General features: G+C 74.0%; 9 protein-coding genes and 1 pseudogene. 7 read left to right on the forward strand and 3 right to left on the reverse strand.

Annotated elements, in window-relative coordinates:
- Nucleotides 1-680 (forward strand): annotated as a pseudogene (locus MXD62_RS20110) (hypothetical protein); the annotation flags it as partial.
- Nucleotides 681-1,147: 467 nt separating this feature from the next.
- Here MXD62_RS20110 and MXD62_RS20115 read toward each other — a convergent pair.
- On the reverse strand, nucleotides 1,148-1,498 hold the full coding sequence (locus MXD62_RS20115; protein WP_248831066.1) for a hypothetical protein: 351 nt from the start codon (nucleotides 1,496-1,498) through the stop codon (nucleotides 1,148-1,150).
- Nucleotides 1,499-1,939: 441 nt separating this feature from the next.
- Between MXD62_RS20115 and MXD62_RS20120 the strand changes: the two genes are divergently transcribed.
- The 6 genes from MXD62_RS20120 to MXD62_RS39795 all read left to right on the forward strand — a co-directional run bounded on the left by MXD62_RS20120 (nucleotide 1,940) and on the right by MXD62_RS39795 (nucleotide 9,898).
- Nucleotides 1,940-3,496 carry a hypothetical protein gene (locus MXD62_RS20120; RefSeq protein ID WP_248831067.1) on the forward strand — a complete coding sequence of 519 codons (1,557 nt, stop codon included), beginning with the start codon at nucleotides 1,940-1,942 and terminating at the stop codon, nucleotides 3,494-3,496.
- Entirely contained in the window at nucleotides 3,493-4,518 is a 1,026-nt protein-coding gene (locus MXD62_RS20125; protein WP_248831068.1) for a glutamate ABC transporter substrate-binding protein, read from the forward strand. The genes MXD62_RS20120 and MXD62_RS20125 overlap by 4 nt, the downstream gene beginning before the upstream one ends.
- Before the next feature lie 65 nt (nucleotides 4,519-4,583).
- A complete protein-coding gene (locus tag MXD62_RS20130) occupies nucleotides 4,584-5,153 on the forward strand; it encodes a hypothetical protein (protein ID WP_248831069.1) in 570 nt (189 codons plus the stop codon).
- Nucleotides 5,150-7,612: a serine/threonine-protein kinase gene (locus MXD62_RS20135; RefSeq protein ID WP_248831070.1), complete on the forward strand. Its 2,463-nt coding sequence runs from the start codon at nucleotides 5,150-5,152 to the stop codon at nucleotides 7,610-7,612. The genes MXD62_RS20130 and MXD62_RS20135 overlap by 4 nt, the downstream gene beginning before the upstream one ends.
- A gap of 13 nt (nucleotides 7,613-7,625) precedes the next feature.
- Nucleotides 7,626-8,924, forward strand: coding sequence for a VWA domain-containing protein (locus tag MXD62_RS20140; protein ID WP_248831071.1), 1,299 nt, complete (start codon nucleotides 7,626-7,628; stop codon nucleotides 8,922-8,924).
- Nucleotides 8,921-9,898: an FHA domain-containing protein gene (locus MXD62_RS39795; RefSeq protein ID WP_248831072.1), complete on the forward strand. Its 978-nt coding sequence runs from the start codon at nucleotides 8,921-8,923 to the stop codon at nucleotides 9,896-9,898. Before MXD62_RS20140 ends, MXD62_RS39795 begins: the two co-directional genes overlap by 4 nt.
- On the opposite strand, the gene MXD62_RS20150 is transcribed toward MXD62_RS39795, so the two are convergent.
- Both MXD62_RS20150 and MXD62_RS20155 read right to left on the reverse strand, forming a co-directional pair.
- A complete protein-coding gene (locus tag MXD62_RS20150; protein WP_248831073.1) occupies nucleotides 9,879-11,036 on the reverse strand; it encodes a transporter substrate-binding domain-containing protein in 1,158 nt (385 codons plus the stop codon). The genes MXD62_RS39795 and MXD62_RS20150 overlap by 20 nt on opposite strands.
- Entirely contained in the window at nucleotides 11,033-12,529 is a 1,497-nt protein-coding gene (locus MXD62_RS20155) for a hypothetical protein (RefSeq protein ID WP_248831074.1), read from the reverse strand. Before MXD62_RS20155 ends, MXD62_RS20150 begins: the two co-directional genes overlap by 4 nt.
- Nucleotides 12,530-12,569 lie beyond the last annotated feature (40 nt).

The following is a 12,569-nucleotide window of genomic DNA, read 5'->3' on the forward strand; positions in this document are numbered from 1 at the left end:
GGCCGCCGCCGGCCGGCGGCGCCGCCGTGCGCGTCGACCGCCCCCGGGTCGCGGCGGCGCGTTCCGGCTTGGGGCCGCTCCCCGCCGGGCGGGTCGTGCTCCCACGCGCCGTTGTACTCCGCGCGCTGGTCGTCCGCGCCGTAGTGCTCCGCGCGGCCGTGCTCCGCGCCGTGCCCGTGCGGGCCGTGCCGCTCCGAGCCGCCGTCCCGCGGGACGGCGTGCCCGTGGCCCTGGTGCCGGTCGCCGCGGCGCGGGCCGTCGTGCCGCGGGACGCGCCCGCCCGCGAGCCTCGGGCGGAGGTGGACCGGCCGGACGCCGGGCCCGCTGTCGAGGCCGCGGCAGTCGAACTCGCGGCAACGGGCGAGCTCGTCGCGGTGGGCGAAGACGGGGCAGGCGAGCCGCCGGCGGGCGCGGTCGCGGCGGGCGGGCGGGGCGCCGTGTGCTGGTCGGTACCCGCCTCGCCGGCCCGGGTGGGAGCGCTTCCCGACCTGGTCGCCGCCGAGGCCGTGGCGCTCGCCGGCGGCACGGCGGAGAAGGGAGGGGTGACCGCCTGGATCGACTCCGGGCGACCGACCGAGCCGCTGATGGCGCCGGCGCCGTTACTGGACGTGCCGGTCTCCGATGAACTGGTCGCCATGGTCCCGTTCCCTCCGTCGCGCGTCCCGAAGCAGCAAGCCTAGGTTAGATCATTATTACCCAGCGTATATTACTGATGACGGAGCGTCGGAACCACCGGGTGACGCGACGACTGAGCGACGAGGGCTGAACAGCGCGGACCACACGGACGACACGGACGACACGGACGACACGGACGAAGGGCTGCGGTCTCGCCGCTGGTCGGGCGGGGCAGCGGACTAGGGCTGGACGGCGGCGTACCCGTCCAGGATCTCCGCGCCGGGGACACATCCGGCGGGGACGGAGCCTCCGCACACGGCCGACGACGACACGCGGTCAATCGCAATGCGAGGCCAACCACGACACCACGCCAATCACGGCGCGGGGCCGACCTCGACACACCGTCGACCTCCGCACGAGGCCGACCGAAGCGCACAGCTGACCACGGGACGTGGCCGACCGTGCCATACGGCCGGCCACGGCACGAGGCCGCGAACGCCACGGGATCGACGAAAACGGTACCCGTCGACGACTAATCGCGTGCGTTCACCAGGCGTAGTCGAGCAACGACCTCATGACCGGCCTGATAAAGCGCAGAAAAGTCATGTCCCGGCTCGCAGAGGTCCTTCTCCGACAGGTCCAGGTATCGGCGACCAACATACGTGAGAGCACGGAAGGTCACCCGCCCGGACTCCGGGACAGGCGCTCGCTCCGAGTCTTCGTCGAAGGTGTCGAGGTGTGCTCCGACGACCGAGAGGAAATGGCGGGTCGCGGCGACCACGACACGGTGTGCGCCACCGCCCACCAGGCCGCCACCGGCACTCGTGTAGAGGCTCGTGGTGCCATCGGCCAACGAGACAACCGTGGCTGCGCCCTCGGTCATCCCGATTTCCATCAGCGCACCCCACACTACGGTGCCATCTGTGGGACGACGCATTCCCTCGACCGCTGGATCAAGGGTGAGAACACCCTCGCGAAGTCGATGGAACAATAGTGCACAGTTGTCGGAGCGAAGAGGCGCGCGGCTACCGAGCATCGTCCAAATCGTAGTGGGGGAACCCGGGTCCGTCCCAGCATCCGACCGAATCCGACCCCTAATGATCAGTGCTGACCACACTTATTGGTGGTGGGGTCGGCCGCGTGCGGACCACACGCGACTCCAAGGTCACCGTCAGGCATCACGCCGGTCTGCGGCCGTGACCGCGCCCAGCCCCTCGGGGCCAGATCCGGGCGACAGACCCGGGCCAGGGACCCGGGAGGCCACCCGGGCCGAGCCGCACCTCGCGGAGGAACGAATCAGTCACTTAAGGCACACTTTCGACCCGTGAGTGTCCGGAGCACCACGGTCAGCCGCGACGGCGGGCCTCCGCCGTGCACCCCGGCGGCCGACCACGGCCGTCCCGCGACGCCTACATGGTTCCTGATCTGCGCCGTCATGTGTGTCTGCCTGTGCGCGGCGGCCGGGGTGGGCGCCATCGCCGTGGTCGAGCGGCGCGCCCACGCGGTGTCGGCGATCAGTAGGCAGACGATGGCCGGCACCCAGGCGTCCTGGGACATCCACCGGCACCTGGCTGAGGCGGCGGCGGCCGAGGCCTCGACGTTCCTCGGGATCAGCACCACGCCGGGCGCGGCTCCCTACGAGGACTTCGCCGCCGCGATGCGGGCCGCGAACGAGGCGATGGTGCGGGCCGGAGCCACCACCGATCCGGGGTCCGGCGGCCTCGCCTGCCCCGGACAGGAGCCCCCCGTCACCGTCAGGCCGACTCCGGCCAGCTCAGCCACAGCCACAGCCACAGCCGGAGCTGGAGCTGGAGCTGGTGGCGGACCAGGCAAGGGCGGATCAGGCGGGGGCGGCGCCCGGTCCGCGGCGCTGGCCACGCTGGTCTGCCTCACTCCGGTGTACACGCGCTACGTCGGCGAGGCCCGTGCCAACGACCGCATGGGCATGAGCGTCGGCGGAGCCTACCTGCGCATGGCCAACTCGCTCATGAACGACCACCTCCTGCCCGCCAGCGCGACACTCGCCCGTTCCCACACGGAGGATCAGGCGCTGGCGTTCCGGCGCGCGACCCGGGCGGGTGACGTCGCGGGGCTGGCCGTGGTCGCGTTACTCGCGCTCGCGGCGCTGGCGGCCGCCCAGGTGCTCGGCGTGCTGTGGACCCGCCGATGGCTGAACCCGGGCCTTCTCGCCGCCACGCTCCTGGTCACGGTGGGGATCATCTGGCCGCAGGCAGCCCTGGCCACCGAGCGGGCGAAACTGGCGAACGCCTGGTCCGGGGGCTATGACGTCCAGGCGATGCTGGCTCGGGTCCGCCATCTCGCGCTGCGCGCGGAGGGGGACGTTCTCTACTGGCGGATCGCTCAGGGCGGTGAGATCGTCTTCGACGCCGACTTCGACCAGGCCGCCGCGCAGCTCGCCTGCGCCGCCCGAGGCCGTGAGCCGGGCACCACACCCCTGAACGAACCGAGGGCCCTGAACGAACCGAGCGGTGCGGGCGCGGCGAGCGCGGCGGTGGAAGGCCTGCCCGGACCGCACGAAGCGGCGACTCGCGACCCGAATCTCGTGCGCTGGTGCGGTCCGGCGACGGCCCGCCCGCTCGATCCGGGCATCGTCGAACTCGTCGACACCGCGCGCCAGGCTGGGGCGACCGCGATCGACGCCCCGGTCGGCGATTCAACGCCCAGGGCCACGGGTCGGTTCATGGAGCTGGACAGGGCGCTGACGAAGGCGGACGGCGTGGCCGAGGCACGGTTCGGCACCGAGGTCGCCGGGGCCGGCGACGCGCTGCGCGGCGTGGCCGTCGGCGCGGGGGCGCTGTTCCTGCTCGCGGCGGTGCTGGCGGCCGCCGGGCTGGCGCCGCGGATCCGGGAGTACGGGTGAGACGCGCCGCGCCGGTGGCGGCGGCGCTGATGGCCGCAGTGGCGCTGGTCGGGTGCTCGACCGTTTCCGGTGACCTGCCCCGCGCGGCCGACCAGCCATGGGAGCCGCTGGTGACCGCCTCGACCGAGGCGGCCGAGGCGGCCGAGGCAGCCCAGGACGCCCGTCCTGAGGCTGCGGTGCCCACGAACCTCGTCCCGCCCACCGACGCCGGGGACTTCGTGTCGGGAGGATCACTCGACACGATCCGCAAGCGCGGCTTCCTGCGGGTGGGTGTCTCGCGCGACACCCAGACCCGCGGCGCGTGGAGTCCGGTGTCGCACCGGTTCGAGGGCTTCGACGTCGAACTCGCCCAGCGGATCGCGGAGGCCCTGTTCGGTCCGGGTACGGCGGACGAGAAGGTGCGGTACCGCCCGGTCAGCTACGCGGAACGCCTGCCGGCGGTCGAGAACGGGGAGGTGGACATCCTCGCCAGCACCCTGACCTACTCGGAGTCACGGGCCGAGCGTGTGGGTTTGTCCGCGGCTTACTTCACCGCCCATCCACGGCTGCTCTCCCATCGGGAGAGCACACGCTCGGGAGCGGGGCCCGGCATCGATTCCCCGGAGGAACTCGCCGGGAAACGGGTGTGCGCCCCTCGGGGGACGACGACGCTGACGAACCTGGAGAACACCCGTCAAACCCATCCCACGTTCGAGATCGTGGATCACCTTAACGAGCTGTCCGACTGTCTGGTTGCCTTCCAGCAGGGTGAGGTCGACGTCGTGGCCGCGAACGACGCGAGTCTGGTGGGGATGCTGGAACAGGATGCCACCGCCGTACTTGGAACGTTCTCAGTCGGGCGGGACGAGTACTACAGTGTCGCATTCGAGCGGGACGACACCGAGCTCGCCGGATTCGTCAACGGGGTTTTGGAGCGTCTACGGCGCGACAAGCCGGAGTGGCTGAAATTATGCGAGAGGTGGAAGGCTCCCGAGATGCCCTGCGAGGAGTCGCTGCCACCCGAGCCGCAGTGGGCGCGCTGACCAGGCACGGGGCGGGTGGCATCGGTGGTGGGGACCGCCCGGCGGCGCCCGGGAAAGGGGGATGGGTGGTGGCCGGTGAAGACCGGACAGTCTCCGCGGGCGGGATCGCCCGCGACCTGACGGCTGCCCGCGAGCAGCTCGCCAGCCTCAGCGACCTCGTACGCGAAGCGCTCGACTCACCCGAGCACGTGCGTGGCCGGATCGTCGCGCCGGTCGGCCTGGTCACCTTCGCCGACCGCGACGTGCTGGAACAGGACGGCGTGGGCCTGCGCCCATGGCTCGACGACCTGGCCGCCGCCGCGCTCGGGGGCCGGCGCGACGGCGACGTCGCCCGTGGCCTCGCCGAGTGGCGCGCGCTCGCCGTCAGCACCGAGCAGGCCGTGCGGGCGGTGACGAGCGCGAACGCGGTCGGGCTGAACCAGCGCCGTGAGCTGCGTGGACGTCTCGCGGCCGTGCACGGGAAGGCCGCCCGGCTGGGGCTGGCCGAGGACGAGGAGCTCTCCGCGCTGCACGCACGGGCGTTCGAGGAGCTCTACCGGGCGCCCACCGACCTGGCCGAGGCCGAACGGCTCACCATGGCCTACGTCCGCGCCCTGCACAGCCGGGACGCCCGAGCCGAGGGGCCGGGCCGGTGAGCGAGCCGACGGGTGTCCCGTGCGTCCGGCCCGGCTGTGTCGGCGGGGTCATCATGACCAGCGGCTTCTGCAACCGGTGTGGCGCGCCCGGCCCGGAACCGGCATCGGAGACGGAAACAGAGTCAGGACCGGCACCGGTAGCGGTAGCGGTACCGGCACAGGCGGCGCCACCGGAACGAGAAGCCGTACCGGATCAAGCGGCGACACCGGAGCAGGAAGCCGAGCAGACGCCGGAACAGGGAGCCGAACAGGCACCGGAACAGGGAGCCGAACAGGCACCGGAACAGGGAGCCGAGCAGACGCCGGACACCGCCGATCCCGTGCTGGTCACCACCCAGCCGATCAGCGTCTCCCGCCCGGCCGCCAAGGATCGCGACCCGCTGCGCCTGCCCGTCCGGCGCGACGTCGTCGTGGCGAACCGTCCCGTGCTGCTGTCGAGCCCGAACGTGCCGACGAACCTGCGCGAGTGTGCCGCGTGCGGCACCAGGGTCGCCCGGCCCGGCCCGGAGGGCGCCGTCGAGCTGGAGGGTGTCTGCCCACGCTGCCGGCAGCCGTACTCGTTCACGGTCAAGCTCGCGGCCGGCGACCGCGTCGGGCAGCAGTACACCGTGCACGGCGCGATCGGCCACGGCGGGATGGGCTGGGTGTACGCGGCGACGAACGACAACCTGGGTGACGACGACGTCCAGGCCTGGGTGGTACTCAAGGGCCTGCTCGACGTGGCGAACCCGGAGGCGCGGCGGATCGCCGAGGTGGAACGGCGGATGCTGATCTCCGTCAACCACCCGAACATCGTGAAGATCCGTGACTACGTCTCGCACCAGGGCGAGGACTACATCGTCATGGAGTACGTCCCGGGGGTGTCGCTGTCCCGGCTGGCCGAGACCCAGCCGCCCGGCCCGGACGGGCGGCCGCGGCCACTGCCCCCCGCGGACGCCATCCGTTACCTGCTGCGGCTGCTGCCCGCGCTGAGTCACCTGCACCGGCGGGGGCTGGCGTACTGCGACCTCAAACCGGACAACATCATGGTCAGCACCGAGCAGGTCACGCTGATCGACCTCGGCGGCGCGCGGCGGCTGGACGACCAGTTCTCCAGCTTCCTGTCGACGCCCGGCTACCGCGCCCCGGAGCTGGAGGACGGCGAGTTCCGCCCGGCGGAGGTGACCCGGCACAGCGTGCCGACCGTCGCCTCGGACGTCTTCGCCGCCGCCCGCACGCTGGCCCGGCTCGTCCTCGGCCGGTTCCCGGGCTTTTTGGACGTCCACCGGCACGGGCTGCCGCCGCGGGGTGAGCACGCGCCGCTACTCGAGTTCGAGTCCCTCGACCACCTGCTGCGCCGGGGCACGGCGAGCGACCCGGTCGACCGGTTCGCGACCGTCGCCGAGTTCGCCGAGGAGCTCACCGGCGTGCTCTACGAGATCGCCTCGCGCACCGAGGGGAACGTCCCGCCGCTGGCCAGCCGCTGGTTCGAGCCGGATCTGCATCCGACGGGCGAAGCCGACGACGGCGGCCACGGCGAGGCCGACGAGCCGCCGGCGGTCTGGGAGATCCTGCCCGACCTGCGGATCGACGCGGACGACCCGCAGGCCCGGGTGCTCGCGACGACCCCCGGGGAGGACCCGGCCGCGCTGGCCGACCGGCTCGCGGAGGTCGCGCAGCCGACCCGGCAGACGCGGCTGGCACTGGCCCGCGCCCAGATGCGCGCCGGCTACACCGACAAGGCCGAGGTGACGGTGCGGGAGCTGGCCGCCGCCTACCCGCGGGAATGGCGGGTGACCTGGTGCCAGGGCCTGCTCGACCTGGCAGCGGGGCGATCGACGCAGGCCGCCGAGGCGTTCGAGAAGGTCTACGCGCGCATGCCCGGCGAGCTGGCGCCGCGGCTCGCCGTCGCGACCGCCAGTGCCGACGCCGGCGACCGGGCCCGCGCCGCCGAGCTGTTCGATGTCGTCAGCCAGGTCGACCCGGCGATCACCAGCGCCGCGTTCGGGCTGGCCCGCTGCCTGGACGACCGGGACGGCAAGCTCGACGCCTACCGTCGGGTGCCGGCGTCCACGCACGCGTACACGGCCGCCCGGGTGCGGATGATCGGCGTGCTCGTCGGCTCGCACCTGCGGCCCGAGCAGGCCGGCGCGGTGCCGGTCGTGGTCTCCCTGGACGACCTGCGCAGCGCCGAGGCCATCCTCGAGAGCTCCCGGCCGCGGCTCGGTCTCGACCGCCGGCGCCGCGCCGAGCTGCGGCTGGACATCCTCGCCGCCGCGCTGCGCATGGTCGGCGCCGGCCCGCCGGGGCCGACCGGGACGGGGCCGAAGCAGGTGTTCGGGCGCAGGCTCGTCCCCCGTGAGCTGCGTCTCGGGCTCGAAGCGGCCTACCGGGACATCGCCCGGCTGGCCGGTGACCGCCGCGAGCGCATCCGGTATGTCGACGCGGCGAACCGGATCCGCCCGCGGACCCTCTGGTGATCGGCGGGGCGACGTGATCGGTTTTCGGGTCGACGTCTACACCGACGAGTACCTCCCGGACGGTGTCACCGACGCGGATGCCCTGCTCACGGTCTGCGCCGAGGATGACGGCGCACCGGACGAGCCGGGCGTCGAGCACGTCGAGGTGATCGTCATCGACTGCTCGGGGTCGATGAGCACACCCGCCACGAAGATCTACGCCGCGCGGCGGGCCGCGTGCGCGGCCGTGGACGGCCTGCGCCCGGGGACGCTGTTCGCCGTGATCCGCGGCACCGGCACCGCCCAGGTTGTCTACCCGCCGGGCGGCGGCCTGGCCCGCGCCGCCGCGGACACCCGCGACCAGGCCCGGCGGACCATCAACCGGATGAGCGCCGCCGGGGGCACCGCGATCGGGAGCTGGCTGCTGGCGGCCCGGGACCTGTTCGCCGACCATCCCGACGCCGTCCGGCACGCCATTCTGCTGACCGACGGGCGGAACGAGCACGAGAGCGCCGCGGACTTCGCGGACGCGCTGGCCGCGTGCCGGGAGCACTTCCAGTGCGACAGCCGGGGCGTGGGCCGCGGCTGGGTCGCCGCCGAGCTCACCGCGGTGTCCGACACCCTGCTGGGCACGGCCCGCGACATCGCCGACCCGGCCGACCTGGTCGCCGACTTCCAGGCGATGACGAAGGCGGCGATGGCCCGCGCGCTGCCGGCGGTCTCGCTGCGGGTGTGGATCCCGCACGGGGCGCGGATCAGCACGTTCAAGCAGGTGCATCCCACCCTCGAGGACCTGCTCGAACGCGGGACGGCTGTCGGCGGGCAGGAGACCGAGTTCCCCACCGGGGCGTGGGGCGCCGGCTGCCGTGACTACCACCTCTCCATCTCCGGCCTGCTCCCGCACCGGATCACCCGACCGAGCCGGCTCGCCCGCATCGCGGTCGTCACGGACGGGCGGCGGCTGGCCGGTGGGGACGTCCAGGCGATGTGGACCGCGGACGAGCAGCTGCACACCCAGGTCTCCCGGGAGGTGCGGCACAGCAGGGGCGTGATCGACCTGGCGGAGGCGATCAGGCTGGGCATGGCCGCGCGGGGCCGCGGCGACCTCGCCGCGGCCGGCGCGCACCTGGGCCGCGCGCTCGACCTGGCCCGCGCCAGCCACGATCAGGCGACGGCCGAGATTCTCGAGCAGGTGGTCGAGGACGACCCGGCCGAGGACGACCCGGCCGGGGGCGCGCCGTGGGTGCGGCCCGACGTCGACCCCCACCTGTTCGAGGTACTCGAGGTCCGCTACCGGTTCACCCAAGCTCTCGAGCCGAGGACGGCGCGGTGAGCACGGAAACCGGCCCGGCCGACGGTGACGAGGACAGCCCGCACAGCGAGGGCGAGGACGGGCCGGCCTACCGCCCGCCGACCGGATGGCTGGCCGGCCCCGGCCCGGGGCGGGCCTATCCCACCCCTGAGCCGTCCGGGGCAACCACCCAGCATGCCGCCGGCCGCGGCGGGACGACCGGGCGGCGCACCGATCCGGACACAGACGACGACCCCGACGAGCCCGACGACGTGCCGGACGACCCCGACGACTACGCCGACGGCGAGCCCGCGGACGACCTGCCCACAGGCGATGCCGGCCTCGCCGGCGCCGGGCCGGGTGGCCCCCCGGCCGCGGCGGGCGGGCTCGTCCTGGCCGGCTCCGGGGAGCCGCCGGCACCACGGGCCGGCCGCGGACGGCCCCCGCTGGGCAGCTGGGACCCCGACGACAGCTTCGCCCCTCGGTTCCCGCGGGCCGAGGCGACGCCGGCGCACTGCCCGCACTGCCGGGCCCGCCCCGCGCCGACCGACCGGTTCTGCCTGCGCTGCCGGTACGAGTTCGCCACCGGCCGGCGTCCGGTGGTGCCGCGGGTATACCCGGCACCCGCCGCGCCGCCGCGCTGGGATGCGGTCGTCGAGGTCGACGAGGCCCACTTCGCCCGGGTGATCGGGGACGGCGTGCGCCTGCCCGAAGGCCGTCTCCCCTGGGTGGTTCACCTGGACGGGCCGGAGATCATGATCGGCGCCGGGCCGGATGGCCCGCCGGCGGGCGTCGACCTGTCCGGGCCGGCGGACGACCCGGCGGTGTCCGGGCGGCACGCGAGCCTCGTCCGGCAGCCGGACGGCGGCTACGCCGTCGTCGACCACGGCTCCCTCAACGGGACCAGGGTGAACGACAGCAGTCAGCCGATCCCGGCCGGGCACCCCGTCTCGCTGCGTGACGGAGACCGGGTGTTCGTCGGCGCCTGGACCCGGATCACGATCCGCCGCCCGTGACGAGCACGCCGTCCGGCCAGTTCGGCTGGATGGCGTTCGGGGGCACGCCCGGAACCCGCAGGACGTCGCGCAGGTAGCGGGTGTAGAGCCTGTTCCAGGTCGGGCCGGTCATCATGTCGAGCAGCACCCGGTTGACGAAGGCGACGAAGGCGTCGTCGGCGGCCCGGTTCGCCGCGGCCTCGGCCGGGGAGAGGCCCGGCGCGAGATCCGTCCGGCCGATCGCCACGCCGTAGGGCTCGTCGAGGCCGGCGCGGCCCGCCGGGCCCAGAACGCCGTCGAACGCCTCGGGACCGAGGACAGTGACGGTGGCGTCCTCGGCGCGCATCCCGGCGAGGATCGTGTCGTCGGTGGCCACCGCGTCCACCTCGCCGCGCTGGAGCGCGGCCAGGCAGTCCACGATCCCCACCCGGTTCACCGCGATCGGCCGGCCGGGGCCGCGCACCAGGTTCGCGACCTTCTCGAACGAGGTGCTTCCCTGCGACGAGCAGACCGGCCGTCCAGCGAGGTCATTGACGGTGCGCAGGCCCGCGCCGGCCGGCACCAGGATGCGCATCGCGGCCTCGTAGTACACCCCGGAGAAGCGGACCCGCTCCTTGCGGGCGCAGGTCATCGTCATCGTGCCGGTGACGATGTCGACGGTGCCGTCGGCGACCAGCGCCTCCCTGTCCCGGGTGTCGACCGCGCGGAACTGCACCAGTTCGGGGTCGCCGAGAATGGCCCCGGCGATCTCACTGGCGATGGCCGGGTCGAAGCCCTCCATCTCCATGGTGCGCCAGTTCATCGACCCGAACGGCGGGGCCACCGTGGTCACCCCGACGCGAAGGTAGCCGTACCGCCGGATCGCCTCGATCCGCGATCCGCGCGCTCCCGGCGGCGGCAGGGCGGCGAGCGGGGGCACACTCGCGCGGGCGATGCAGGGCTGCGCGGACGGACCCGGCTGGCCTGGTGTTGACGAGGGCCCCGCCGAGCCGGCGGCCGCCTCGGGACGGGCCGGGGCGGCGACGCCGTCGGCGGGCGGCAGCGGCCGAGCCTGGCGGGGCAGCGGACTGCCCGTCGTCGCGCACCCCGGCAGCGCGGCCAGCCCCAGCCCGATCCCGAGCGCGACGAGAACGGCGACGACACGGGCACGTCTGTTCACAGGTACTCCCGAACGCGGGCACTGATCCCGATCACGCAGCAGGACGCCGCGGTGAGCAGGGCGATCGGGAGGACGGCGGCGAGGAGGTGCACGTCGGCGGCCCCGGCGTCCACCTCACCGTTGAAGCCGTCGAGATGGGCGCCCACCAGCCCGTCCACCCGGGTGATGAACCGGTCGAAGTGCTCCGACCGCAGGGTGACGCCGACGACGTCGTCGAAGACGTCCGGGCTGCCGGCGCCGGCGGTCGGGCGCGGGGGCCGCCGCAGGGTCGCCACCACCTCACCGCGCTCCCGCAGCCAGGCGGTGAACTCCGCCGCCAGCTCGGCGCGCTCGGCGGGGAGCTCGGCCAGAGCGGCCGAGAGGGCACCCGCCGTCGGGGTGGGGCGGCCGTCCAGGCCGTAGCCGAGGCCGGCGACCGCGCGCTGGAAGCACGCGTCGGCGCCGTCGCCGTTTCCCAGCGACGCCAGGGACAGGTACTCGCAGGTCCGCGCCTCGAGGGCGAGGGTGCGCGAGGCGGCCAGCAGGGTCATGGGCACGAAGTCACCCCGCTGCGCGGCGGACAGCCGGCTCTGCTGCCCGCCGAGCAGGACCAGGCAGGCCACGGCGACCGCACCGAGCACGCCGGTCGCGGCCAGCAGGCCGGCGTTGAGGATCCGCCGCGTGCGGCGGTACACGTACACCTGCGCGCCGACGAGGGCGACCAGCGCGCAGGCCAGCACGAGGAGCAGCAGATCCTCGCCGTGGCCGCCGGTCGCCCGGCGGTAGTCGGCGTCCACCCGGTCGCCGTAGGCGGTGACCAGCAGGTTCGTCTGGCCGAGGATGCCCGTCGCCATCAGGTCGGACGCCAGCCGCTGGTAGGAGCCGCCGACCGTGTTTCCCGCGCGGGTGTTCGCCGACGCCTCGGCGACCAGCCCCACGTACTCCGGGATCAGGGTCGCGATCCGGTCCATCGCACAGTGCGACGTCGAACCGGGTGCGCGGGCCGACTCGCACTCCCCCGGGTCGACCTCGCGCAGTTCGAGCAGCGCCGTCGTCGCCGAGCGCACTGCGGCGCTGTACTGGTTGGGGGCGGCCGGCCCGTCCCCGGCGGGAGCCGTGTCGTCGCCCGCGAGCCCGGAGACGGCGGCGTCCCCGCTGTGGTCACCGGTGTAGTAGCCGCCGGCCTTCACCTCGTCGTAGTTCTCCCGGCGCTCCGCGGGCGACGACGGGCGGGACGGCACGAGGTCGACCCAGGAGAAGACGTTCGCCGCGGCGGTCGCGTCCGCCCGGGCGAGGGCCGCACGCAACCGCTCGGCGATGATCAGCGCGGCCGCGGACCGCTCCCGGATGCTCTCCGTCGCGTCGAGACGCTGGGCGACCACCGCGCGGCTCACCGTTCCCGCGAGCAGGAGCGCCCCGATCAGCACCGCGAGGACCCCGACGAACCGCGAGCCCGCGCCGACAGCGAGAAACTGGCGAACGGACCGGACGGCAGCCGGAGCCTGCGTCGTCACAGTCACGCATCGTACACAGTTCGCACAATCACCGCAGCCG

The sequence above is a fragment of the Frankia sp. Mgl5 genome (genome assembly GCF_023242985.1).
Classification (GTDB): domain Bacteria; phylum Actinomycetota; class Actinomycetes; order Frankiales; family Frankiaceae; genus Parafrankia; species Parafrankia soli.